A 23,922-nucleotide genomic window follows, 5' to 3' on the forward strand; every position below is an offset into this window, starting at 1 on the left:
CGCCGGCGGATTCCGCCGGCGCCCCCCTCACGTCGTGTGCTCAGGCGAGGGCGCCGACGTCCTTGACGACGGCGAAGCCGAGCCCGTAGGCGCTCATGCCCCGGCCGTACGCGCCGACGTGGACGCCCGCCCCGGTGGCTCCGGCGAGCACCCAGCCGAACGCCGACTCCCGGTAGTGGAAGGGCGTGGCCACGCCGTCCACCGGCAGGGAGAGCTTCGTCCACTCCGAGCCGTCGAGGTCGTCGGCCAGCGCCCACGCGGTCTCGGTCTGCTGGTCCAGCCAGTCGTCGCGCAGGGTGTGGTCCATCTGGCCGGGCCAGGTGACCGACAGCAGGCCCAGCCCGGCCAGCCAGGCAGCCGAGGAGACCGAGGTGGCCTCCAGCAGCCCGGTGCCGTCCGCGCTGCGGCGGGAGGGGTTCACCGGCACGGTGACGACGACGGCGAACTTCTCCCGCGGCTCGGCGGAGGAGTTCGCGCTGTGCTCGTGGCGTACGGAGGGCTCGTCGCCGTGCCCGATCGAACCGTGCTCCACCGCTCCGTCGGCGGCCAGGCCGACCTGGAGCAGCCAGCGGTGCCCGGTGAACGCCTCGTCGAGGCCGTACCAGGGGAAGGGCGCGCGCAGATAGCCGTCGACCGTCCGGCCGCCGAGCTGGCCGCGACGGCCGCTCTCGGTGGCCGTCGTCTGCGCGCTTACCCGACTTGTGGTCTCCATCTGCCCGGACGCCTCCTCGTTCTCGTCGGACCGGGACAAGTGCCCGCCCCCCTTCGGGCGTACGCGCCCGGTCCGCACAACAACTCGGCAGCATATCCACACTGCTGGGGAGTGCCCGGAACGCGGCGGGCGCAGGGGACGGCCGAACGCGGGACGTCCGGCTGGTACACGCGGGGAAACCCGCCCGGTGAGGCGGGTTTCCTCGCGTGTCGTGATCTGTTCCGGGGGTGCGGGGCCGAGCGGGTGACGTCGCCGCGGGGCGTCAGGTGGCGTCGGCGTCGAAGGGCGGGCGGTCGTCCTTCGGGGCCTCGGGCTTCTTCGTCATGTCGACACGGCCGCCCGAGGAGGTCGGGCCGGGCAGCGCGGAGGCGGTGTCGTGGCCGTTCACGGAGTCCGTCAGCTCGGCCATCTCGCGCTTGAGGTCGAAGGTGCTGCGGATCTCCTTGAGCCCCAGGTCGTCGTTGTCGAGCTGCTTGCGCAGGAACGCCTTGGGGTTGAGGTCCTCGAACTCGAAGTCCTTGAACTCCGGGCCGAGCTCGCTGCGGATGTCGTTCTTGGCGTTGTCCGAGAACTCCCGGATCTTCCGGAGCGTGCGCGTGACGTCCTGGATGAACTTGGGGAGCTTGTCCGGACCGAAGACGAGCACGGCGAGGACGATGAGCGTGACCAGCTCAAGCGGCCCTATGTCATTGAACACCTGAAAGCTCCTTGCGTGTCCTCGGTCGCTCCACGGTACCCGGCGCGACCTCCGGACCGGTACCGCCCCGAGGTGAGACTCGCGTCAGTTCCGGCCGGAAGCTCCCAGGCGAAGCGTGACGGTGTGCCGGGCGCCGGGCCGCCCCACGGTCAGGCGGAGGCGGTCGCCGGGCCGGTGGGCGCGGATCCTGACGATCAGTTCCTCACCCGAGTGGACGGGGTGTCCGTCGACCGCGCTGATCAGGTCACCGGGCTTCAGCCCGGCCCGGTCTCCGGGTCCGCCCCGCAGCACGGCGGGGCCGCCCGCACCGCCCTCGGTGTCGATACGGGCGCCGTCACCGGTGTAGTCCATGTCGAGGGTGACGCCGATCACCGGGTGGGTGGCGTGACCGGTGTTGATCAGTTCCTCGGCGACCCGGCGCGCCTGGTTGGCCGGGATGGCGAAGCCGAGGCCGATCGAGCCGGACCGGCTCTCCGCGGAGTCGGAGTCACGGTCGGCGGAGCGGATGGCGGAGTTGACGCCGATCACGCGGGCGTGGGCGTCGAGGAGGGGTCCGCCTGAGTTGCCGGGGTTGATCGGGGCGTCGGTCTGGAGCGCGTCGACGTAGCTGACGTCGGTGCCGCCGCCCTTCCCGCCGCCCGCCGTGATGGGGCGGTCCTTGGCGCTGACGATGCCGGAGGTGACGGTGTCGGCAAGGTCGAAGGGGGCGCCGATCGCCACAACGGGGTCTCCCACGCGTACGGCGTCCGAGTCGCCGAGGGTCAGCGGGGTGAGCCCGCGTACGCCCTTGACCTGGACGACGGCCAGGTCGTACCCGCTGTCCCGCCCGACGACCTCCGCCTCGGCGGTGTCCCCGCCGCTGAACGTCACGGTGATGTGCCCGCCCCCGGCCCCGGGTGTTACGACGTGATTGTTGGTGAGGATGTGGCCCCGCCCGTCCAGCACGAACCCGGTCCCGGTCCCGCCCTCGTCCCCACCACGCACGTGCAGGGTGACCACCCCGGGCAGCGCCCGGGCGGCGATCCCTGCCACGCTGTCCCGCGCCCGCCCCTCGGGCACGTCCCCGGCCCGCGGCAACGTCACGGTGGTCGTCACGGTCCGCTCGACCCAGGCCCCGGCGAACCCGCCTACGCCGGCGGCGAGCAGGGTGACTCCGGCGAAGACCCCGAGGACCCGCTTCCATCCGGGCCACGTCGGCCGCGCCTCGGCCACGGGGGCGCCGGGGTGCTGGAGGGGGCCGGCCTGGTGGGAGGGGGGTGCGGGGTTCCAGGGGTCGTAGCGGGGGGCCGCGGGATCCTGCCCCGGTGCCGGTTCCGGGACGCCCTGCTGCGGCGCGGGGTCCGGGGCGGCATCCGGGGACTGGGCGGGCGCCGGCACGGCGGGGACCGGGGTCGCGTCCGCGGCGGGCGTGCCGTGGGCCGGGGCGGCCAGGGGGTGCTGGACGGGCGGCGCGGGGGCCCAGGGGCCCGGTCCGCCGTAGGGAGGGGTCCCGTAGGGGTCGGGGTCGTGCAGCGGTGTGGCACGGCCGCTGTCGGCCGTGCGCGGGTCGCCGGCGAGCGCGGCCGGACGGCCGGTGTCCTCGCCGGCAACGCGCTCGGCGGGCCGCCCCTCGTCGGCGGGGTGCCGGGCGCCGGCCTCCGGACCGTCAACGCCGGCGGCGGCCGCCGGCTTGGCCAGTTCGAAGTCGTCGCTGGGTGCGGGCGGCTTCGGGTGCCCCTCGTTCATGCTCTCCCCAGTCGCGGTTCGGAGGCCGTGCGGGGACGGCCTTACGGGATTCAACCAGGGATCGGGGGGTCAGGGGGCCGAGGGGGAGGGGGAGTTGGTCGGGGCGGCTGCCGTGGTGGTCTCGGTGGAGGGGGTCGCCAGGGGCCAGGCGTCCAGGGAGAAGGGGGTGGTCTCACCGAGAGGACGTATCAGCGGGGAGACGGCGGCCGCGCCGGCCATCACCGGCATGGCCAGGTCCCGTGCGGTGTCCGTGACCCGGGCGTCGGCCGGCGCCGGGATGCCCGGCAGCAGCGGCGCGGAGACGGAGACCTGCGCGGCCGGGGTGCGGTTGAGCGTGCCCCCGCCCTGCGCGAGCAGCGGGACAGGAGAGCGGCGCCGCTGGGTGTCGGGGGCGCCCGGAGCCGGGGCCGTCCTCGTACCTGCGCCTGTACCCGTACTCGCCGAGCGCGAGGGCGCCACGTTGTTCCCGTTGCCCGGGCCGCTGCGGGCGTCGGCCGCGAGGTCGCCCGGCAGGGCGGTGGTCACGCCCCCCAGGGCGACGGCCGCGAGGGACACCGCCCCGGCGGCCGCCGCAGCGAACCGCAGCCCCCGCGAGGAGGGCCGGTCGGCGACGGGATGGACACGGAAGCCGCGCGGCTCGGGGGCGTGCCCGGAGTCCGCCGGGACGTAGCTGAAGGCGAATCGTTCGCCGGGCCCGTCGGCGTCGCCGCCGGGGAGGCCCTGGAGGCGGGCGAGGAAGGACTCGGAGGGCGGCGGCGGGGCGGCCTCCGCGAACACGTTCTTCAGCCGTCGCTGCGCGTCGGCCTCCGCCCGGCACCGGCAGCAGGTGGCCAGGTGGGCGAGGACGCGGTCGCGCGACTCATGACCCAGTTCTCCGTCCACCAGGGCGGAGAGCCGGTCTCCCAGATGCTGTTCCGCGAGGCGCGCCTCCGCGGGGTCGGTTCCGGTTCCACTCACGCCGGCGTGCCCCCTCCCCCCAGCGCGGGCACCCTGGGCACGAACGAGCGGCGCTCGGCCTTGCGGGCCTCGGGTGAACGGTGGGCGAGGGCCTTGCGGAGCTGCGAGCGCCCCCGGTGGATGCGGGAGCGGACGGTGCCCAGCTTGACCCCGAGGGTCGCGGCGATCTCCTCGTACGAGAGCCCCTCGATGTCGCACAGCACCACGGCCGCGCGGAACTCCGGCGCGAGGGTGTCCAGCGCCTGCTGGACGTCGGCGTCGAAGTGGGCGTCGTTGAAGACCTGCTGCGGGGACGGCTCGCGGCTGGGGAGGCGCTCGGCCGCGTCGTCGCCCAGGGCGTCGAAGCGGATGCGCTGCTTGCGCCGGACCATGTCCAGGAAGAGGTTGGTGGTGATGCGGTGCAGCCAGCCCTCGAAGGTGCCCGGCGAGTACGTCGACAGCGAACGGAAGACGCGGACGAAGACCTCCTGTGTGAGGTCCTCGGCGTCGTGCTGGTTGCCCGTCAGGCGGTAGGCGAGGCGGTAGACGCGGCCGCTGTGCGTGCTGACGATCTCCTCCCAGGTGGGCGGAGTCCACGCCTGCCCGTCCGCGTCGGTGGCGAAGGTCGCGGTCTGGGCCTCGCCTGCGGCGGGGCCGGCGGCGTGGTGGTCAGCAGCGGTGTCGGTCACGGATTTCGGCCTGCCCGACCCGAGAAAGCGCCGCAGCACTCCCCCTCGGTCCTCGGGTGCGGCCGCACCTCCCCTGTCGGCTCTGGTGGTGTCCAGTGGAGCCCCTACCATAGCCACCTCGCCCGTTAGCTCCGGATAAGCGGTTTTACGAGAATTTGACACGCGCTGACCCGGCTCATCCACCCGCGTCGGCATGCGGTCCACACCCTCCGTCACCTCTCACCCCCCGTCGTGTACCGGCCGCGCTCGCCGCACGCCGGCTCTCCCCTGTGAACGCTCGGTCCCATCAGCGGGTTCCCGGCGCAACGGATACAGTCACGCCGAGGCAATCACGGGGACAGGAGAGGGTCATTACCGGCAACCGGCAGACGAGCTGGGCGTTCGCCGACGCCTTTGTCGCCGAGGACGAAGCTTTGCGCTGGGCCCGGGACCGTGCCCGCGACGCGGGGCTGCGCTCGGTGGCGCCCAGCACGGGCGCCGCGCTGCGACTGCTCGCCGCCTCCGTGGACGCCAAGGCGGTCGCGGAGATAGGCACCGGCTGCGGGGTGTCCGGCATCCACCTGCTGCACGGAATGCGCCCCGACGGCGTCCTGACCACGGTCGATCCGGAGCCGGAGCACCAGCAGTTCGCCCGGCAGGCGTTCCGCGCCTGCGGCTTCGCCAGCAACCGCGCCCGGTTCATCCCCGGCCCCGCCCTCGACGTGCTGCCCCGCCTCGCGGACTCGGGCTACGACCTCGTCTTCTGCGACGGCGACCGGCTGGAGTACTCCGACTACCTCGCCGAATCGCTGCGCCTGCTGCGGCCGGGCGGGCTGGTCGTCTTCGAGGGCGTCTTCGCCAGCGGCCGCACGGTCGACTCCGGCCCGCAGCCCACCGAGGTGGTCCGGCTGCGCGAGCTGCTGCGCACGGTGCGCGAGAGCACGGAGCTCGTGACCTCGCTGCTGCCGGTCGGCGACGGCCTGCTCTGCGCCGTCAAGCGCTGAGCCGCCGGCACGGCCCCCGGACACGCGACTGCCCCGGCGCCTGTCGGGTGCCGGGGCAGTCGGAAGGAAAAGATCGCAGCGCGTCAGACGACGACCTTCTTGAGGGCGTCGCCGAGTGCCTCTGCCTCGTCGGGGGTCAGCTCGACGACGAGTCGACCGCCGCCTTCGAGCGGAACGCGCATGACGATGCCCCGCCCCTCCTTGGTCACCTCGAGCGGGCCATCACCCGTCCGCGGCTTCATGGCCGCCATGCTCGTACCCCTTCCTGAAACCAGGCTCATCGTCTGCCGACGACCCCACGGAGGGCACCCGCGGTCCATGAGGGACACGCGACACCGGCATCGAACACATTGCTTCCCAGCCATTATCCCGCATCCCAGGACCCGATGACCAACATCGGTCCGCATCGCTTGGGCAACGCGCGCGAGCAAAACCACTCAAAGCGGCGATGTGCCTGCGATACTGCGCCACCCCCGGCACACCCGCCGGCCACGTCTGTGGCGGTTTTGTTAGACGCAGGTCACATCGCCCGTGCGACTTCCGGGCCGGGATCTCCGCCATGCTGTCCCCGGACAACGGCGTACCGGCCGGTACGCCGTCATGCGACAACGGAGGGGACGCGCCATGGCCGACACCGTGCTCCACGAGGTGAACGACGGGCTCGCCACGATCACCCTGAACCGCCCCGAGGCGATGAACGCCCTGAACATCGCCACCAAGAACGCGCTGCGCGAGGCGGTCGAGGCCGCGGCGGCGGACGACGCGGTGCGGGCGATCCTGCTGACCGCGGCGGGCGAGCGGGCGTTCTGCGTGGGCCAGGACCTCAAGGAGCACATCGGGCTGCTCGCCGCCGACCGGGAGGGCGAGGGGGGCGGTCAGACGATGAGCACCGTCAAGGAGCACTACAACCCGATCGCGCGGGCGCTGGCGGGCGCGAGGAAGCCGGTGGTCGCCGCGGTGAACGGCGTGGCGGCCGGAGCGGGCTTCGGTTTCGCCCTGCTCGCGGACTACCGCCTGGTGGCGGACACCGCCGCGTTCAACACCTCGTTCGCGGGCGTGGCGCTCAGCGCGGACTCGGGCCTCTCCTGGACGCTGCCCCGCGCGATCGGCGCCGGCCGCGCCGCCGACCTGCTGCTCTTCCCGCGCACCGTCGACGCCCGGGAGGCGCTGGAGCTGGGCATCGCCAACCGGGTCGTCCCGGCCGCCGAGCTGCGCGCCGAGGCGGAGAAGGTGGCACGTGCCCTGGCCGAGGGGCCCACGGTCGCCTACGCGGCGATCAAGGAGGCCGTGGCGTACGGGCTGACGCACTCGCTGGACGAGGCCCTGGAGAAGGAGGACGAGCTGCAGACCCGCGCCGGCGCCTCCGAAGACCACGTCATCGCCGTGCGGGCGTTCGTGCAGAAGGAGAAGCCCGAGTACGTGGGCCGCTGAGCGACGGGACGGCCGGGACGGGGCAGGGTGTGCGGCCCGCGTCCCCGGCCGCCCGTGCCTCAGCCGCGTGTGGCCGCGCCCCGGCTGACGCAGGCTTCGAGGTGGTCGTCCACCAGGCCGCACGCCTGCATCAGGGCGTACGCCGTGGTGGGGCCGACGAACCTCAGGCCGCGCTTCTTCAGCGCCTTGGACAGGGCGGTGGACTCGGGGGTCACCGCCGCCACGTCGCCCAGCACCTTCGGCACGGGCCGCCCGTCCGGTTCGGGGGCGTGGGACCAGATCAGCTCCTCCAGCTCGCCCTCGGACCACCCGGCCAGCACGCGCGCGTTGGCGAGCGTGGCGTCCACCTTGGCGCGGTTGCGGATGATGCCGGGGTCGGCGAGGAGGCGCTCGCGGTCCTCGCCGGTGAAGGCCGCGACCTTCTCGATCCGGAAGTCCGCGAAGGCGAGCCGGAAGGTGGGCCGGCGCCGCAGGATCGTGATCCAGGACAGCCCGGACTGGAACGCCTCCAGGCTGAGCCGCTCGAAGAGGGCGTCGTCACCGTGCACCGGGCGCCCCCACTCGTCGTCGTGGTACGAGACGTAGTCCTCGGTGGAGAGCGCCCAGGGGCAGCGCAGCGCCCCGTCCGCCCCGGCGAGGGCCTCCCCGGTGCTCACCGGCCGTCCTGCGGGCCGGGCTCGTCCGGCCGGGGCTGGACGGCGCGGGCACCGGCGAGCGCGCTCTGCAGGTCCGCGATCCGGGCGTCCCGCTCCCCGAGTTCGGCGGCGAGGCGGCTGAGGGCGTCGTCCACGTCGGCCATGCGGTAGCCGCGGGCGGCGACCGGGAAGCGCAGGCTCTCCACATCGGTGCCGTGCAGCGGACGGTCCGCGGGCAACGGGTCCTGGAGCCGCTCGGGCGCGGCGTCCTGGAGCGGGGCGCTGTCGCCGCCGCCCACCACGGCGAGCGTCACCGCGCCGACCACGACGGCCAGCGCGAGGACCAGGAACAAGAACATCAGCATCGCCAGGGTTCCCCAAGCTCGATGTGCCGGACGCCGGGCCTCGTGAGACCTCGCGTTCGGAAGCCGGATGTGTCTGGGTCCGATCGTGCCATGCGAGGCTGACAGTGCGGGCCGCGAGGCGCCGGACGTCCGAAGCACGAGGAGAGGTCACAGGGGATGCTCAGGCTGGGCAAGCGGGAATTCGGCGCACACGAGCCGGTGATCATGGCGATCGTCAACCGGACCCCGGACTCCTTCTACGACCGGGGGGCGACGTTCACCGACGACGCCGCCCTCGCGCGCGTGGAGCGCGCCGTGGCCGAGGGCGCGGCCGTCGTCGACATCGGCGGGGTGAAGGCCGGGCCGGGCGAGGAGGTAACCGCCGAGGAGGAGGCCAGGCGCACGGTCGGTTTCGTGGCGGAGGTCCGGCGCAGCTTCCCCGATGTGATCATCAGCGTGGACACCTGGCGGGCCGAGGTCGGCGAGGCGGTGTGCGAGGCGGGCGCGGACCTGCTGAACGACGCGTGGGGCGGCGTGGACCCCGGTCTCGCTGAGGTCGCGGCCCGTCACCGGGTGGGCCTGGTGTGCACGCACGCCGGGCGCGCGGAGCCCCGTACCCGGCCGCACCGGGTGGCCTACGGGGACGTGATGGCCGACATCCTCGACGTGACCGTGGGGCTGGCGGAGCGGGCGGTGGCGCTGGGGGTGCCGCGCGAGTCGGTGCTGATCGACCCGGGGCACGACTTCAACAAGAACACCCGGCACAGCCTGGAGGCCACGCGCCGGCTGGACGAGATGGTGGCGACGGGCTGGCCGGTGCTGGTGTCGCTGTCCAACAAGGACTTCGTCGGGGAGACGCTGGACCGCCCGGTGAAGGAGCGCCTGATCGGCACCCTGGCGACCACGGCGGTCTCGGCGTGGCTCGGGGCACAGGTGTACCGGGTGCACGAGGTCGCGGAGACCCGCCAGGTGCTGGACATGGTGGCGTCGATCGCGGGCCACCGGCCGCCGGCGACGGCCCGCAGGGGTCTCGCCTGACAGGGATCTCCCCGGGGGGCCGCCGTGACGGCCCCCCGGTGCCGGTCCTAACGGGCCGCTTCCTTGGAGACCAGCGCGACCGCCTCCTCCACGTCGTCCGTCACGTGGAACAGCATCAGGTCCTTCTCCGCCGCCTTGCCCTGCGCGACCAGTGTGCTCCGCAGCCACTCCACCAGGCCGCCCCAGTACTCGCTGCCGAACAGCACGATCGGGAAGCGGGTCACCTTCTGGGTCTGGACCAGGGTCAGTGCCTCGAACAGCTCGTCCAGGGTGCCGAGACCACCGGGCAGAACGACAAACCCTTGTGCATATTTAACAAACATCATCTTTCTGACGAAAAAGTACCTGAAATTCAAGCCGATATCGACGTACTGGTTCAGCCCCTGCTCGAAGGGCAGCTCGATGCCGAGGCCGACGGAGACTCCGCCCGCCTCCAGCGCGCCCTTGTTGGCCGCCTCCATGGCACCGGGTCCGCCCCCGGTGATCACCGCCCAGCCGGACTCCACCAGGCCGCGCCCGAGCCGCACACCGGCGTCGTACTCGGGTGAGTCCACCGGGGTACGTGCCGAACCGAACACACTGATCGCGGGCGGCAGTTCGGTCAGGGTTCCGAAGCCCTCGATGAACTCCGACTGGATGCGCAGCACCCGCCAGGGGTCGGTGTGCACCCAGTCGGTGGGGGCGCGCTCGTCCAGCAGCCGCTGGTCCGTGGTGCCGGCCTGCACCTGCCCCCGCCGCCGGAGCACCGGGCCGAGCCGCTGCTCGTCCGGTGGGCGCTTCTTCCCCTCGGGGTTTCCGGTAGCCATGTGCGCTCCCTCCGCTTGCCGGTATTTCGTGCTCAGCCTAGATCCGCGACCGTTACGGAGGGGGGACGTGAGCATGTCCGGAACACGGCGCCGCGCGGTGCGGGCGTCACGCGGTGAGCCAGGCGCGCAGCCGCTCCTCACCGGCGAGCACCTTGGCCACCTCGACACGCTCGTCCCGCTTGTGGGCCAAGTGGGGGTTACCGGGGCCGTAGTTGACCGCCGGGATGCCGAGGGAGGCGAAGCGGGAGACGTCGGTCCAGCCGTACTTGGGCATCGGTGTGCCGCCGACCGCCTCGATGAAGGCCGCGGCGGCCGGGTGGGACAGGCCGGGCAGGGCGGCGCCGCTGTGATCGTCGATCACGAACTCCTCGACACCGCAGTCCGCGAACACCTCACGCACGTGCGCGACCGCCTCCTCCTCGGTGCGGTCGGGGGCGTAGCGGAAGTTGACCGTGACCACGCACTCGTCCGGGATGACGTTGCCGGCGACTCCCCCGCCGATACGGACCGCGTTCAGGCCTTCGCGGTACTCCAGCCCGTCGATCACCGGCCACCGGGGCTCGTACGAGGCGAGGCGGGCGAGGATCGGGGCGGCGGCGTGGATGGCGTTGGAGCCCATCCAGCCGCGCGCGGAGTGGGCCCGCTCGCCCTTGGTCCGAAGCAGCACCCGGAGCGTGCCCTGACAGCCGCCCTCCACCTCGCCGTCGGAGGGCTCCAGCAGCACCGCGAAGTCACCGCGCAGCCACTGCGGGCGGGCCTCGGCGAGGTGCTTGAGGCCGTTTAGCTCGGCGGCGACCTCCTCGTTGTCGTAGAAGACGAAGGTCAGGTCGCGGTTGGGGGCGGGCACGGTGGCCGCGATCCGGAGCTGGACCGCGACGCCGGCCTTCATGTCGCAGGTGCCGCAGCCCCACAGCACGCCGTCCTCGTCGAGGCGCGAGGGGACGTTCTCCGCGATGGGGACGGTGTCGATGTGCCCCGCGAGGATGACGCGTTCGGCGCGGCCCAGGTCGGTGCGGGCGAGGACGTTGTTGCCGAGGCGCTCCACCGTGAGGTGGGGCAAGGCGCGCAGCGCGGCCTCGATCGCGTCCGCGAGGGGCTTCTCCGTGCCGCTCTCCGACGGGATGTCCACGAGCCGTGCGGTCAGCTCGGCGGCGTCCAGCGTGAGGTCAAGGGTGGTGTCGGCCATGCTGGTGACCCTAACGCCAGGCGGGGCGGGGACCCGCCGTGCCACCGGGCGCGGGTCCCCGACGGGGGCCCTTGCGGGCTCCAGTACCTTGTACGCGTGTCAGAGCCGTCCCCCTCTCGCCCCAAGCGTCGCGGCCGTGCGTTCCGGATCGGCGCGGCCCTGCTCGTCCTCGCCGGTGTCGGCGCCTACCTCGTCGTCCAGTACGTCACCGGAGGCGGTGCCGCGCGCGGCTGCACCGTGGTCTCGATGCAGGACAGGACGGAGTCGTACGCCTTCACGCCCGAGCAGGCGGTGAACGCGGCCACCATCGCGGCCGTCGGCACCGGGCGCGGCATGCCCGAGCGCGCCGTGACCATCGCGCTCGCCACCGCGCTCCAGGAGTCGGGGCTGCGCAACATCGGCCACGGGGACCGGGATTCACTCGGCCTGTTCCAGCAGCGGCCCTCGCAGGGATGGGGCACCCAGCGGCAGATCATGGACCCGGCGTACTCGGCGGGCATCTTCTACGCGCACCTGGCCCGCGTGCCCGGCTACACCGGACTGCCGCTCACCGTCGCCGCGCAGAAGGTGCAGCGCAGCGGCTTCCCGGAGGCGTACGCCAAGCACGAACCGGACGCGAAGCTGCTGGCCGCCGCCCTCACCGGCCGTTCGGCGGCCACCCTGACCTGCGACGGCCGCACCTCCCGCACCGCCGAGCCGGCGCGCCCGGACGCCGTACGGGCCGCGCTGGCGAGGGACTTCGGGCGCGACGCGCTGCAGGAGACCGGCGCGGTGGTGGGCGGCACGGCCGTCCCCTCGCCCTCCCCCTCGCCCAGCGTGACCGCGACGGCGAACGGGCGGACGGTGACCGTGCCGGTGCCGCAGGGCACACGGACGGACGCCCACGGGCGCACCGAGCGGGAGCGGGGGTGGCAGCTCGCGCAGTGGGCGGTGGCCAACTCCTCCGCCCTGCGCATCACCCGCGTGACGTACGAGGGGCGGGAGTGGACCGCGTCCAACGGCGGCGGCGACTGGCATCCGGTGAGGACCACGGCACCGGGAGCGGCCGGGGCGGAGTCGTCGCTGACGGCCGTGCGGATCGTCACGGGGTCCTGAGGGAGCGCGGACGCCTGTGCGGGGGATGCCCCGTACGGGTCGCGAGGCGTGTCGGGGGCGCGTTCCGGGGCAGGGGCGCCAGGGCGACCTCCGGACCTTGCGCCGCAAGGGGTGAAAGGATTCCGCAAGGGCACTTCCCCACGGGCTTTGCCCGTTTTTATCCACACCTGATAATGCGATGCGTTATCCAGTCTTTACCTTCGACGTCCGCAACCTTCGGCGGGTTCGAGCGGTAGTCAGTGCGTCCGGGCTCGGACACCACACCGTTCTCTCCTCCCGAATGGAGCATCATGTCCCTCCCCCTGACCCGCCGTATCGCCCGTGCCGCGCTGCTCGTCGCCGCGGGGGCGGCCGCCGGGGTCGGTGCCGCCGGCACGGCCGGTGCGGCCACCAACCAGCCGGCCGTGCCGGACCTCGGTGGGCTGACCAAGCTGGACGGTGCGACGCACGTGGACAAGACCGTGGGTGGGCTGGCGGACAGCAAGGCCGTGAAGAAGGCCGTGCCGGCGCCCGCGGCGGGCAAGGCGGCGGGCAACGTCCTGGGCGGGCTCCCGCTGAAGGGTCTGCCGCTCGGTTAGCCATCGGATGACGAGGGGGTCCGGGGAGTTCCCTGGACCCCCTCGTCGTGTACTCACGCGGTCAGGCGGGCCACCGCCGCGTCGATGCGCTCGTCCGTTGCCGTCAGTGCCACGCGGACGAACTTCCCGCCCGCTTCGCCGTAGAAGTCGCCCGGCGCCACCAGGATGCCGAGGCCGGCGAGGTGGGCGACGGTGTCCCAGCAGGACTCGTCCCGCGTCACCCAGAGGTAGAGACTCGCCTCGCTGTGGTCGATGCGGAAGCCGTGGGACTCCAGGGCCGCGCGGAGCCTGGCGCGGCGGGACGCGTAGCGCTCGCGCTGGAGGCGTACGTGTTCGTCGTCGCCGAGGGCGGCCACCACCGCGGCCTGGGTCGGCGCGGAGGTCATCATGCCGCCGTGCTTGCGGATCTCCAGCAGCGGCATGAGCACCGCCGGGTCGCCCGCGACGAAGGCCGCGCGGTAACCGGCCAGGTTGGACCGCTTGGAGAGGGAGTGGACGGCGAGGATGCCGTCGTAGGAGCCGCCGTTGACGTCCGGGTGGAGCACCGAGACCGGGTCGGCCTCCCAGCCCAGCTCCAGGTAGCACTCGTCGGAGACGAGCAGTACGCCGTGTTCGCGGGCCCAGGCGACGATCCCGGTCAGCTCCTCCTGGGAGAGGACCCTGCCGGTGGGGTTGGACGGCGAGTTGAGCCAGAGCAGCTTCAGGTTCGCGGGGTCCAGCTCGCGCGGGTCGTCGTAGACCTCGTACGCGGCGCGGGCGAGGCGGGCGCCGACCTCGTAGGTGGGGTAGGCCAGGCGCGGGTAGGCGACCCTGTCGCCGGGGCCGAGGCCGAGCTGGGTGGGCAGCCAGGCGACGAGTTCCTTGGAACCGACGATCGGCAGGACGTGCCGGTGGGTGACGTCGCGGGCGCCGAGGCGGCGCTCCAGCCAGCCGGTGATCGCGTCGCGCAGCGCGGGCGTGCCCCAGACCGTCGGGTAGCCCGGCGAGTCGGCCGCGTCGACCAGTGCCTTCTGGATCAGTTCGGGAACCGGGTCGACCGGGGTGCCGACGGAGAGGTCGACGATGCCGCCGGGGTGCGCGGCAGCGGTCTTCTTGTAGGGCTCCAGCTTGTCCCAGGGGAAGGCGGGGAGCCGGTCGGAGACTGCGGACACGGGGCTTGCTCTCTTTCCTAGGGGGCGCGAAACGCGTCGGTCCCGCACGGCCGGGGGTGACCGGGCCGTACGGGACCGAGGCGGTGCGCTTCTACGGGCCGCCGGGCCTTGGCGACCGGTTACTCGCCCTGCGGCGGCAGCGCGGCGATGAAGGGGTGGTCGCGCTCGATCAGACCCAGCTTGCTGGCGCCGCCGGGGGAGCCCAGCTCGTCGAAGAACTCGACGTTCGCCTTGTAGTAGTCCTTCCACTCCTCCGGAGTGTCGTCCTCGTAGAAGATCGCCTCGACCGGGCAGACCGGCTCACAGGCACCACAGTCGACGCATTCGTCCGGGTGGATGTACAAGGACCGCTGGCCCTCGTAGATGCAGTCGACCGGGCACTCCTCGATGCACGCCTTGTCCTTGACGTCGACACAAGGCTGCGCGATGACGTAGGTCACGCTGTCGTTCCTCCTCGATAGGGCGCTGGCGGGCCTCCTCAGGCTCCGCCGCCTGGCGCGCGGGAGCGCGGCGTAGTCGATGCCCGCACCTAGTATCTCCGTTCCGGACCGTGATCCGAACAGGAGGGGTGGAGCGACCCGTGGAAATCTCGGTGACAGGACTGCTCAAAGTCCTCATCACACCGGCAGACGTGGGCAAAAGGGTGTCCGTACGGCAGTTGACGGGATCGGGTGCGGCGGGCGAGAAGTTCACCGACACGGTAGGCGTTCTCACATCCTGGGACGACGACGGCGTGCTCATGATCACACGGCGGGACGGCCGGGTGGTGAGGGCCGAGGCGTCGACGCTGGTCGCGGGCAAGGTCGTTCCGTCCGCCCCGGCGCGTCGCCGCGGCCCGTCGGCGGGTTACGAGGAGCTCGCGGGGGTCGCGGCGCGGGCGTGGCGCCCGGTGGAGAGCGAGCGGCTCGGCGAGTGGGAGCTGCGGGCCGCGGGCGGCTTCACCCGGCGGGCCAACAGCGTGCTGCCGCTCGGTGAGCCGGGGCTTCCGCTCGACGCGGCCCTGACTTCCGTAAGACGCTGGTACGGCGAGCGCGGACTGCCCGCCTACGTCCAGACCGCCTCCGGTGCCGAGGGCACGCAGGAGCTGCTGTCGGCGGAGCTGGCGCGGCGAGGCTGGACGCGGGAGGTCACGGCGGAGCTGTGGACCGGTGGGCTGGCGCCGGTCGCGGACCGGGACGGGGGCGCCGGCGTGGTGCTCTCCCGCGAGGCGGACGAGGCGTGGCTCGCGCGGTACGGGCGCGAGGGAGTGAGCGAGGTGGCCCTGCGGGTGCTGAACGGCGGACCGTCGGTGTGGTTCGCACGTGTGCCCGGCGCGGACGGCGAACCGCCGGCCGCGATCGGGCGGTGCGTGGTGGACGGCCGCTGGGCGGGTTTCGCCGCGGTCGAGGTCGATCCGGCCCGGCGCCGTCGGGGGCTGGCCACCGACGTCATGACGGCGCTGGCCCGGCGCGCGCTGGAGGAGGGCGCCTCGGCGGCGTGGCTCCAGGTCGAGGAGGACAACGAGGGCGCGCGGCGGCTGTACGACGGTCTCGGCTTCGCCCCGCATCACGCGTACCACCACTACCGGGAGCCGGACACGGCCGGCTCCGGGCTGTCCTAGGAGTCCGTCGTGGAGCCCCAGGAACCGGCCCGGCGCCCCGCCTTCCCGCCGCCGTACCCGCCCGGGCCCCAGCGGTCGGCGCAGTTGCGGCGGCGGTTCGCGCAGGAGGCGCGGTCGCAGTGGCCCGACCTGTCCGCGCTGTGCCTCATGATCGGCGCGGAGGCGGACGGCACGCTGGACGAGGCCGGGATGGACGCGGCCCAGATCGAGCTGGACGAACTCGCCGGGCGGCTGCCGTACCGGCCGGGCGAGCCGCTGGCGTGGGCGCGGGCGGTGGGCCGGCTGCTGGGCGGGACCCACGGGTTCTGCGGTACGGCCGGGGAGTACGAGCGGCTGGATTCCTCGCTGCTGCACTCCGTGCTGCGGCGGCGGCGCGGGCTGCCGATCCTGCTGTCGGTGGTGTGGATGGAGGTCGCCCGGCGCGCGGGCGCCCCGGTGTACGGGGTCGCGCTGCCGGGCCACTTCGTGGTCGGCTTCGGCACGGCCGGCGACCGGGTCCTCGCGGACCCCTTCGTGGGCGGCCGGGTGCTCAGCGGCATGGACACCGAGCTGCTGGTGGCCGGTGCGACGGGCGCGCCGCTGGAGCCGTCCATGCTGGTTCCGGCGGCTCCGCTCCAGGTCGTCCAGCGCATCCTGAACAACATCCGCGCCTGGGCCACCGCCCGCCCGGAACGCTCCGACGTGGCCCTCTGGGCCGTCGAACTGGCCATGCTCCTCCCCTCCCGCCCGGCCCGCCTGCGCTACGACCGCGCCCGGCTCCTCGTCCAGCGCGGCGCCTTCACCGAGGGCGCGGCCGAACTGGAGGCGTACGCGGAGCTGGTCTCGGTGGTCGACCCCACGGCCGAGGAGAAGGCCAGGGCCCAGGCCCAGGCGGCGAGGGCGCTGCTCAACTGACCGGCGGGGGCCGGCGCGGCGGCCGGCGGCCACTCCGGCCGGCCCCGGTTCCGTCGGCCGCGGGGCGCCTCAGAGCCAGCCCTTCTCCCGTGCGATACGGACGGCCTCCGCCCGGTTGCGGGCCGCGAGTTTCTGGATGGCCGTGGAGAGGTAGTTGCGGACCGTGCCCTGGGAGAGGTGGAGGACCCGGGCGAGTTCGGCGTTGGTGGAGCCGTCCGCGGCGGTGCGGAGGATCTCCCGTTCGCGGTCCGTCAGGGGGTTGGCGCCGTCCGCGAGGGCCGCGGCGGCCAGGGTGGGGTCGATGACGCGTTCGCCGGTGAGGACCTTGCGTACGGCTGCGGCGAGCTGGGCGGCGGGGGCGTCCTTGACGAGGAAGGCGTCGGCGCCCGCCTCCATGGCGCTGCGGAGGTAACCGGGGCGGCCGAAGGTGGTGAGGACGACGAGCTTCACACCGGGGTGCGCCCGGTGCACCTGGGCGGCGGCCTCGATCCCGGTGCAGCCGGGCATCTCGATGTCGAGCAGGGCCACGTCCACCCCGTGCTCCCCCACGGCGGCCAGCACCTCGTCCCCGCGGGCGACCTGCGCGACGACCTCGATGTCGTCCTCCAGTCCGAGCAGGGCGGCGAGCGCCTCGCGGACCATCGACTGGTCCTCGGCGAGGAGGACCTTGATCGTGCTCGTCATGACCCGGATACTACGTCCGCCGCGACGGCCGACGGGACGCGGGCGACCACCCGGAAACCCTTGGCGGACCGCCCCGCCTCCAGCGTGCCCCCGGCACCCTGGAGGCGCTCCGCGAGCCCGGTGAGCCCGTTGCCGGGCCCCTTGCCCGAGCCGCCGGAGCCGTTGTCCTCGACGGACAGTTCCAGCACCGGCCCGTCCAGGGTGTGCCGGTGCAGCAGCTCCACCGCGCACCGCTCGGCCCCGCTGTGCCGGACCACGTTGGTGACGGCCTCCCGCAGCGTCCACGCGAGCGCGGCCTCCGCCTCCTCGGGCAGCCCGGCGAGGTCGGGCTCGGCCGGGATCTCGGCGATCACCCCGGCGGCCGTCAGCGCGACCTGCGCCCCGGCCAGTTCGGCCGCGAGCCGGGGCCGCCGGTATCCGGTGACGGCCTCGCGGACGTCGACCAGCGCCTGCCGGCTGACCCGCTCGATGTCCGCCACCTGCTGGGCGGCCTCCTCCGGCCGGCCCGGCAGCATGCGCCCCGCCAGCTCGCTCTTGAGCGTGATCAGGGACAGCGAGTGCCCCAGCAGGTCGTGCAGGTCGCGGGCGAGCCGCAGCCGCTCCTCGTTGGCGGCGAGCTGCGCCACCGTCGCCCGCGCCTTGCGCAGCTCGATCGTGGTGCGGACGAGCTGCCGTACGCCCGTCATGGCGAAGCCGATCAGCACCACCAGCAGGATCAGGTTTCCCGCCTCCTCCTCACCGGTGTGCAGCCCGACCAGGTACATCAGGGCCGCCGAGGCCGGGATCGCCCAGTAGGTGGCCTTGGCCGGGAGGGTCGCCCCGCAGGCCACCGAGAGGTAGACGAAGAGGCCGAGCCAGGCGCTGCCGAAGGTGTAGACCAGCAGCGTCGCGAGGATGCCGAGGACCAGCAGGAGCACGACGACGGCCGGTCCGGAGAAGGTCCGGCCCATGTTGCGGAAGACCAGCCCCAGGTAGACCGCGACGAACGCGGTGAGCCCGACCGCTCCGGCCCAGGTGGCCGCACTCCCGTGGCCGCCGCTCACCAGGTCGTGGACGGGTGAGCTGAGGAAGACCAGCCAGACGCCGATCCACAGCAGCTTCACCCACAGCTCGCGCCGCCCCTGCGGCGGACGCCCCAGCGGGGCGCCCCTGCCGGGTCCGGCGGCCGGGTCCTCGGTCATGGCGTTCACGCCTTCAGCGTGTCCTTCCGGTACAGCCAGGCCGCGCCGCCCGCGAAGAGGGCGAAGTACACGGCGAGGACGGCGACGTCCCGCGCGTGCGGGGCCTGGCTCTGCTCGACCGCGCGTCCCAGGGCAGCGTACGCGTACGTCGGCAGCCACTCGGCGATGTCCTGGAGCCAGCGCGGGAACCCGGCCGAGGGCATCCACAGGCCGCCGAGGAGGGAGAGCGCGAAGTAGACGATCATCGTGATGGGGCGTACCGCGTCCCCGGAGGCGAGGTAGCCGATGGCGACGCCGAGCGCGGCGAAGACGAGACTGCCGGCCCAGATGACGCCGGTGAGGGCGAGCCACTGCCAGGCGTCGAGGCGTACGTCCTTCACGACTGCGGCGACGGCGAACACCATCACGATGGACGGCAGGCTCACCACGGCCGCGCTCGCGGTCTTAGCGAGGACGTATCCGTGGCCGGGCAGCGGGGTCAGCCGGAGCTGGCGCACCCAGCCGCTCTCCCGCTCCTTGGCGATGCGCTCGCTGTTGCCCATCAGCACGGCGGTCAGCGCGCCGAAGGAGGCCATGGAGACCATCAGGTAGGTCGCGACGGTGAGGCCGGTGCCGCCCACCTTCTCGTCGGTGCCCGAACTCCCCGCGAAGATCAGGAAGATGATCGACGGGTAGAGCACGGAGAAGAACAGGAACTTGCGGTTGCGCAGGGCGCGGGAGAGTTCCAGCTTGATCAGGGCCCGGGAGGCGAGGATGCCGGTCATGCGCGCTTGGCCTCCTCGGCCTCGGTGATGGCGACGAAAGCCTGCTCCAGGCCGAGCCCGGCGACTTCCAGGTTGCGGGGGTGGAGGCCGAGCCCGTACACGGCGTGCACGGTGGCGTCGGCGTCGGAGGACTGGATGCGGACGGTCTGCCCGGAGACGTCCAGCGAGGTCAGCGCGGGCAGCCCGGCCAGCGCGGTCTCGTCGACGGCGCCGGCCAGGTCGAAGGAGACCCGGCGGGCGCCCGCGCGGGCCTTGATCTCGGCGGCGGTGCCGTCCGCCAGCAGGCGGCCCCGGTGCAGGACGAGCACACGGTCCGCGATGGCGTCGGCCTCCTCGAGGTAGTGGGTGGCGAAGAGGACCGTACGGCCCTGGTCGGCCTGCTCGCGCATGGTGGACCAGAACGCGTGCCGGGCGGAGACGTCCATGCCGGTGGTCGGCTCGTCCAGCACGATCAGGTCGCTGTCCCCGGCGGTGGCCAGGGCGAACCGGACGCGCTGGGCCTGGCCGCCGGAGAGCTTGTTGACCTTGCGGTCGGCGATCTGCGTGATGCCGGCGCGGGCGAGCACGTCGGAGGCGGGGTGGGGGCGTGGGTGCAACGAGCAGGCGAGGCGGACCAGTTCGGCGACCGTCACGTCCTCCATCAGCCCGCCGCTCTGCAGCATCGCGCCGATGCGCCCGGCGACGATCGCCTCGCGCGGCCCGGTCCCGAACACGGTCACCCGCCCCTCGTCCGGCTGCTTCAGCCCGAGCAGCAGATCGAGCGTGGTGGACTTTCCCGCCCCGTTGGGCCCGAGCAGTGCGACGGTCTCCCCGGGCCGCAGCACGAGCGACAGCCCGTCCACCGCCCGCACGTCCCCGTACGCCTTGCTCACCTGCTCGAACCCGACCGCCACCGGCATCCCGGTCGCGGTCGGCACCGCTGTCGTCGTCATGCCGTCCATGCTGGCCGCGAGAGGGGTGGGGGCGGCAGTGCCGTCGGTCCTCGGTGCCGGATGACAGATGTCATACGACGGCGAGGGCACCCGGAACCGCCCCGGACGCCCTCGCCGAGCCGTACGCGCCCAGGGTCCTTCGTTCGGATCAGGCCGGACCCCGCTCACCGGGATCGACCGGCACCGCTGCCTCCCCGCCCCTCGATCCGCCGGACAGACCCTAGTTCGGCCTGGTGTCGATCGTGCCGATGCGCTGTGCCGCGGTCTTCCCGACCAGGGCCTTGCGCAGGGCCGCCACCACGTCCTGCGGGAGCACGTCCCGCTTGCCGGTGGCGCTCTCCACCTTCACGCCGTCGAAGGTGGTGCCGTACGCCGCCTTGAGCGCCTGGAGGTCGTAGGTGTCGGTGAGCTTGCCGCCCACCGCCTTGAACCCGAGGATCTTCGGCAGCGACTTGGGCCCGAAGTTGATGCTGTGCGCCGCGTCGACCTGGACGGTGACGATGTTGGACATGGCCGGTTCCGCGAACGCCTTCATCTCGCGGTCGACCTCGGCGTCCGGGACCGTGGGCCGGCTGGTGGTGGTGGGCACGGCGACCGGGGTCGCGGTGCCGGTCTCGATCAGGGTGTGGTACGCCTGTTCGACGGCCTTTGTGGAGCCGGCCGCGTCGACGGCCTTGCCGGGCTTGCCGTAGACCGGGACGGCCTTGCCGGACTCGAACTTGATGCCGCCTTCGACGACCGAGCCCGAACCGCCGCCCGCCTGCTGGAGGGCGACCTGGAGCTTCTCCTCGTCCACCGGGGTGACCGGCGGGACGACCCGCTTCTGCCCGAAGAGGGAGCCGATCACGGAGAGCGGGTTGTAGTCGCTCCTGGCGGCGTCGCTGACCGTGGCCTGGTAGTCGAACTGCAGGCCCGCCTTGTCCGGGGTGAGGGCCACGTTGCCGCCGCCCACGGAGAGCTGGAGCGGCTTGCCGACCCGGTCCCGGAAGGCGTCGTCGAGCTTCTTGACCGCGTCGTCACGGGTCCCGCCGCCGATGTCCACGCCGAGCACGGTGGTGCCCTTGGGCACGTCGGTGCGGTTCATCAGCAGCCCGGCGCCGTAGGCACCGCCCGCGACGACGACCACACCGGCGACCAGCAGCATCAGCTTGCTGCGGCCCTTCTTCTTGGGCTGCGGCGTGGCCTTGGCCTGCGGGGCGGGCGGCTTGGGCGCCGTGTACGCAGGGCGGTCGGCGGCCGGGGCGGGGCCGAAGGGGTCGGCCCCGGCACCGGGGAAGACGGGGACACCGCTGGTGACGGTGTGCCCGGAGACGGTGCCGTGCGGGGCGTGGCCGGGAGTGCCCGGGGCGGCGGCGAGCTGCTGCGGGGTGAGGATCGCGGTGTCGTCGCCGAGGGGGTTGCCGGCCTGCGGGGTCTGCGGGGCGCCCTGAGGGCTCTGCGGGGTCCTGGGCGGGCCGCCTCCGGGCGCGCGGAACGCGGGCGGGCCGTCGAAGGGCTCACCGGGCTGCATGCCCTGCGTGCCGGGGGCGCCGGGCGCGTTGCCCGGTACCGGACGCGTCGGCAGCGGGCCGTCGCCGGTGACCGGGCCGCCGGTCGGTCCTGCGGGGCCGTTCGGGCCGGGGGCGCCCTGGCCGCCGGGGCCGTTGAAGCCGCTCGGACCTCCGGGGCCGCCGCGTCCGCCTGCGCCGGGGGCACCCGGACCACCGGCCGGGGCACCGCCGTTGTCGGAGAAGAACGGCAGGTCGTCGCGGGCGGACTCGCCGGGGCGGGCGCCGCCGCGCGGGCCCGAGGCCAGCGCCTCGGTCACGTCGAACGATCCGGTGCCGCCGCCGTGGCCCGGCGCGACGGGACCACCGGTGGCGCCGGACATGCCGGGGCCGCCTGTGCCGCCGGGGCGGGGGGTGTTCGGCGCGGGGGCGGCCGGGCGCTGGGCGGAGGGTCCGGGGCCGAGCGCCGGGGCGCCGGGGCGCGGACCGCTCGCACCGGCGGCGGAACCGCCGGGGATTCCGGCGCCGTTGGTGTCACCGCCACCCGAACCTCCCTTGGGCGCACCGGACTTGCGGGGAGCGAACCAGTCGCTGGTCTTCTCCTCCGCCTGCGGGGCGCCCTCGGCCGCCGGTTCGGGCGCGGACGGCGCGGCGGGCTCGGGCCGGGCGTCGGCGGCCGGCTCGTCGCCGCCGCTCTCGCCGGCCGGGGCGCCGTCGACGGTCTTGCGCACGACGACCGGCGGAATCGGCCGCGATCCGGGGATGTTGATCCGGATGCGCGTGGTCAGCGTGGTCTCGGTCTTGCGGTCCTCGGGACGCGCGTCCGGACTTCCCGCGCCGGTCCCGTCGCCGGAAGCCATGGGCGTCCCGTACGGCGGGGTGCCGGAGGGGTAAGCGGCTCCGCCGCGCCCGTCGGGCCCGGAGGACGGAGTGTCAGTTTCACGACTCAAGGCAGGTTCTCCCGGTTGGCTCCGCCGCCCGTCACGACCTCAGCGGGCATCTCGGCGGCGCGCACCACCATACTGGCCACCTCTGGCGCGAATCCCACGACCGCTGTGGAAATCCGCACCGGACCCGCACGGGAGTCCCGCGAGGTGATACGTCACTTGCCAAGTCGGTCGGTGTCGCCGTCGGGTTGCCGCCCCGGGGCCAAGGTGGCGCAGATCACAGCGAGGGCCATGCCGCCGAGCAGGAAGACGTACGAGCCGCCGCCCGCGCCGAACAGGAAGTCACCTTCCGGGCGGCTGGCGGTGAGCAGGATGACCGCGATGACCCAGCCGAGCACCGGGGCGACCGCGCCCGAGCGGGCACGAAGCGCGTAGCCGCCGCCGAGGAACAGCCCGCCCGCGCCCGCGAGGGCGAGCAGCAGGCCGAGCGGGAACCAGGCGGCCTGCACCAGCGCCCCGGCGGCGCCGACGACGGCGCCGAGCAGCGCGAGCCCGAGGAGCGCGGCCATCCGGCCGGAGGAGGGGCGCCGCAGCGGCTGGGCGAGCATCGAGCCGCTCATGACGCCACCTCGACTCCGGCGAAGAGGTCCCTCTCGCCGGGTTCGGCGTGGCCGCGCACCAGCTCGTAGTACTCGGTGGCGAACAGCGGCTGGGCGAGGTCGTTGGAGAGTGCGAAGTACTCGCCGGCGACGGTGATCTGGGTGGCGTGGGCGCGCATCGCGGCGGCCTTGGCCGCGGCGTACGCGGTGCCGTCGACGGCGGTGGTGATCCGCCCGTCCGGCACCACGCCGGGCAGGTCGGCGATGTCGGCGCTGCTGCCGAACGGCAGGCCGGGCAGCTCCGCGGCGAGCCGCGCGAAGGCGTCCTCGACGACCGAGCGGGGCATGCGGTTCCAGTAGACCTTGTCCACCCGGTGCCCCCGGCCTCCGGCCAGCTCGACGGCGCGCATCGCGACCCGGTGGGCCTGGATGTGGTCGGGGTGGCCGTACCCCCCGTTGTCGTCGTACGCGACGACGACCTGCGGCCGGACCTCCAGGATCACGTCCACGAGCGCCCCGGCGGCCTCGTCGACGTCGGCCTGCCAGAAGGCGGCGGGGTCGTCGTTGTCCGCCAGCCCCATCATCCCGGAGTCCTGGTACCCGAGCACCCGCACATCACTGACGCCCAGCTCCCCGAGGGCGGCGTCCAGCTCGCCCCGCCGGTGCGCCCCGAGCGCGGCCCCCTCCAGGTGCCGCAGTTCCGGCGGGATCACCTCCCCGCGCTCTCCCAGCGTGCAGGTCACCAGAGTCACGTGCGCCCCCTCGGCCGCGTACCTGGCCATGGTCGCGCCGTTGTTGATCGACTCGTCGTCGGGATGCGCGTGCACGAGCAGCAGACGCCGGGGGGGCAGTTCGGTCATGGGGTCCAGCGTACGAGGCGCGGTGCAG

General features: G+C 73.6%; 26 protein-coding genes. 7 read left to right on the plus strand and 19 right to left on the minus strand.

The window, feature by feature from the left end; translation table 11 throughout:
* Positions 1-40 precede the first annotated feature (40 nt).
* The 5 genes from ACWCV3_RS21760 to sigE all read right to left on the minus strand — a co-directional run bounded on the left by ACWCV3_RS21760 (position 41) and on the right by sigE (position 4,798).
* Positions 41-712, minus strand: a complete 672-nt coding sequence (locus tag ACWCV3_RS21760) for a hypothetical protein (RefSeq protein ID WP_451226565.1) — start codon at positions 710-712, stop codon at positions 41-43.
* Between the two features lie 262 nt (positions 713-974).
* Positions 975-1,409 carry a sec-independent translocase gene (locus ACWCV3_RS21765; RefSeq protein ID WP_451226567.1) on the minus strand — a complete coding sequence of 145 codons (435 nt, stop codon included), beginning with the start codon at positions 1,407-1,409 and terminating at the stop codon, positions 975-977.
* An 84-nt stretch (positions 1,410-1,493) separates the two neighbouring features.
* Entirely contained in the window at positions 1,494-3,134 is a 1,641-nt protein-coding gene (locus tag ACWCV3_RS21770; protein WP_451226570.1) for a trypsin-like peptidase domain-containing protein, read from the minus strand.
* Between the two features lie 69 nt (positions 3,135-3,203).
* A complete protein-coding gene (locus ACWCV3_RS21775) occupies positions 3,204-4,091 on the minus strand; it encodes a zf-HC2 domain-containing protein (protein WP_451226572.1) in 888 nt (295 codons plus the stop codon).
* Positions 4,088-4,798, minus strand: coding sequence for an RNA polymerase sigma factor SigE (gene sigE / locus ACWCV3_RS21780; RefSeq protein ID WP_451226575.1), 711 nt, complete (start codon positions 4,796-4,798; stop codon positions 4,088-4,090). Before sigE ends, ACWCV3_RS21775 begins: the two co-directional genes overlap by 4 nt.
* A 230-nt stretch (positions 4,799-5,028) precedes the next feature.
* Between sigE and ACWCV3_RS21785 the strand changes: the two genes are divergently transcribed.
* A complete protein-coding gene (locus tag ACWCV3_RS21785) occupies positions 5,029-5,742 on the plus strand; it encodes an O-methyltransferase (RefSeq protein WP_361651400.1) in 714 nt (237 codons plus the stop codon).
* Between the two features lie 83 nt (positions 5,743-5,825).
* On the opposite strand, the gene ACWCV3_RS21790 is transcribed toward ACWCV3_RS21785, so the two are convergent.
* Positions 5,826-5,993 (minus strand): DUF3117 domain-containing protein, encoded by a 168-nt coding sequence (locus ACWCV3_RS21790; RefSeq protein WP_018544333.1) that lies wholly within the window; start codon positions 5,991-5,993, stop codon positions 5,826-5,828.
* Positions 5,994-6,366: 373 nt separating this feature from the next.
* On the opposite strand from ACWCV3_RS21790, the gene chcB reads away from it, so the two are divergent.
* Positions 6,367-7,173: a 2-cyclohexenylcarbonyl CoA isomerase gene (chcB, locus tag ACWCV3_RS21795; RefSeq protein ID WP_451226579.1), complete on the plus strand. Its 807-nt coding sequence runs from the start codon at positions 6,367-6,369 to the stop codon at positions 7,171-7,173.
* A gap of 59 nt (positions 7,174-7,232) precedes the next feature.
* Here chcB and ACWCV3_RS21800 read toward each other — a convergent pair whose 3' ends face one another.
* Together ACWCV3_RS21800 and ACWCV3_RS21805 are read right to left on the minus strand one after the other, a co-directional pair.
* Positions 7,233-7,829, minus strand: coding sequence for a DNA-3-methyladenine glycosylase I (locus tag ACWCV3_RS21800; RefSeq protein WP_451226582.1), 597 nt, complete (start codon positions 7,827-7,829; stop codon positions 7,233-7,235).
* A complete protein-coding gene (locus tag ACWCV3_RS21805) occupies positions 7,826-8,173 on the minus strand; it encodes a DivIVA domain-containing protein (RefSeq protein ID WP_451226585.1) in 348 nt (115 codons plus the stop codon). The genes ACWCV3_RS21800 and ACWCV3_RS21805 overlap by 4 nt, the downstream gene beginning before the upstream one ends.
* Before the next feature lie 156 nt (positions 8,174-8,329).
* Between ACWCV3_RS21805 and folP the strand changes: the two genes are divergently transcribed.
* On the plus strand, positions 8,330-9,190 hold the full coding sequence (gene folP / locus ACWCV3_RS21810; protein WP_451226588.1) for a dihydropteroate synthase: 861 nt from the start codon (positions 8,330-8,332) through the stop codon (positions 9,188-9,190).
* A 47-nt stretch (positions 9,191-9,237) separates the two neighbouring features.
* Here folP and ACWCV3_RS21815 read toward each other — a convergent pair whose 3' ends face one another.
* Positions 9,238-9,996, minus strand: a complete 759-nt coding sequence (locus tag ACWCV3_RS21815; RefSeq protein WP_451226591.1) for an LOG family protein — start codon at positions 9,994-9,996, stop codon at positions 9,238-9,240.
* Between the two features lie 106 nt (positions 9,997-10,102).
* On the minus strand, positions 10,103-11,182 hold the full coding sequence (dapE, locus tag ACWCV3_RS21820; protein WP_451226594.1) for a succinyl-diaminopimelate desuccinylase: 1,080 nt from the start codon (positions 11,180-11,182) through the stop codon (positions 10,103-10,105).
* Positions 11,183-11,278: 96 nt separating this feature from the next.
* On the opposite strand from dapE, the gene ACWCV3_RS21825 reads away from it, so the two are divergent.
* Together ACWCV3_RS21825 and ACWCV3_RS21830 are read left to right on the plus strand one after the other, a co-directional pair.
* Positions 11,279-12,277, plus strand: a complete 999-nt coding sequence (locus ACWCV3_RS21825) for a heavy metal transporter (protein WP_451226597.1) — start codon at positions 11,279-11,281, stop codon at positions 12,275-12,277.
* 290 nt (positions 12,278-12,567) lie between these two features.
* On the plus strand, positions 12,568-12,855 hold the full coding sequence (locus ACWCV3_RS21830; protein WP_381118783.1) for an ATP-binding protein: 288 nt from the start codon (positions 12,568-12,570) through the stop codon (positions 12,853-12,855).
* A gap of 53 nt (positions 12,856-12,908) precedes the next feature.
* Here ACWCV3_RS21830 and ACWCV3_RS21835 read toward each other — a convergent pair whose 3' ends face one another.
* Positions 12,909-14,006 (minus strand): bifunctional succinyldiaminopimelate transaminase/glutamate-prephenate aminotransferase, encoded by a 1,098-nt coding sequence (locus ACWCV3_RS21835; protein WP_451226600.1) that lies wholly within the window; start codon positions 14,004-14,006, stop codon positions 12,909-12,911.
* 119 nt (positions 14,007-14,125) lie between these two features.
* The gene (fdxA, locus tag ACWCV3_RS21840) at positions 14,126-14,446 is read right to left on the minus strand and encodes a ferredoxin (protein ID WP_018561461.1); all 321 of its coding nucleotides are present in this window, start codon (positions 14,444-14,446) and stop codon (positions 14,126-14,128) included.
* Between the two features lie 140 nt (positions 14,447-14,586).
* On the opposite strand from fdxA, the gene ACWCV3_RS21845 reads away from it, so the two are divergent.
* Together ACWCV3_RS21845 and ACWCV3_RS21850 are read left to right on the plus strand one after the other, a co-directional pair.
* Entirely contained in the window at positions 14,587-15,606 is a 1,020-nt protein-coding gene (locus ACWCV3_RS21845) for a GNAT family N-acetyltransferase (RefSeq protein ID WP_451226604.1), read from the plus strand.
* Positions 15,607-15,615: 9 nt separating this feature from the next.
* A complete protein-coding gene (locus ACWCV3_RS21850; RefSeq protein WP_451226607.1) occupies positions 15,616-16,500 on the plus strand; it encodes a transglutaminase family protein in 885 nt (294 codons plus the stop codon).
* A 69-nt stretch (positions 16,501-16,569) separates the two neighbouring features.
* Here ACWCV3_RS21850 and ACWCV3_RS21855 read toward each other — a convergent pair whose 3' ends face one another.
* The 7 genes from ACWCV3_RS21855 to mshB form a co-directional block, all read right to left on the minus strand.
* A complete protein-coding gene (locus ACWCV3_RS21855; protein ID WP_451226609.1) occupies positions 16,570-17,184 on the minus strand; it encodes a response regulator in 615 nt (204 codons plus the stop codon).
* Complete coding sequence (locus tag ACWCV3_RS21860; RefSeq protein ID WP_451226783.1) at positions 17,181-18,365, minus strand: sensor histidine kinase; 1,185 nt, start codon at positions 18,363-18,365, stop codon at positions 17,181-17,183. Before ACWCV3_RS21860 ends, ACWCV3_RS21855 begins: the two co-directional genes overlap by 4 nt.
* Positions 18,366-18,370: 5 nt before the next feature.
* Positions 18,371-19,129 (minus strand): ABC transporter permease, encoded by a 759-nt coding sequence (locus ACWCV3_RS21865; RefSeq protein WP_451226612.1) that lies wholly within the window; start codon positions 19,127-19,129, stop codon positions 18,371-18,373.
* Entirely contained in the window at positions 19,126-20,061 is a 936-nt protein-coding gene (locus tag ACWCV3_RS21870; protein ID WP_451226615.1) for an ABC transporter ATP-binding protein, read from the minus strand. The genes ACWCV3_RS21865 and ACWCV3_RS21870 overlap by 4 nt, the downstream gene beginning before the upstream one ends.
* Before the next feature lie 220 nt (positions 20,062-20,281).
* Positions 20,282-22,498 carry a hypothetical protein gene (locus ACWCV3_RS21875; RefSeq protein ID WP_451226618.1) on the minus strand — a complete coding sequence of 739 codons (2,217 nt, stop codon included), beginning with the start codon at positions 22,496-22,498 and terminating at the stop codon, positions 20,282-20,284.
* A 152-nt stretch (positions 22,499-22,650) separates the two neighbouring features.
* Positions 22,651-23,055, minus strand: coding sequence for a DUF6113 family protein (locus tag ACWCV3_RS21880; protein WP_451226621.1), 405 nt, complete (start codon positions 23,053-23,055; stop codon positions 22,651-22,653).
* Positions 23,052-23,894 carry an N-acetyl-1-D-myo-inositol-2-amino-2-deoxy-alpha-D-glucopyranoside deacetylase gene (gene mshB / locus ACWCV3_RS21885; RefSeq protein WP_451226624.1) on the minus strand — a complete coding sequence of 281 codons (843 nt, stop codon included), beginning with the start codon at positions 23,892-23,894 and terminating at the stop codon, positions 23,052-23,054. Before mshB ends, ACWCV3_RS21880 begins: the two co-directional genes overlap by 4 nt.
* Positions 23,895-23,922: the final 28 nt, after the last annotated feature.

The organism is Streptomyces sp. NPDC001781, from assembly GCF_053596035.1.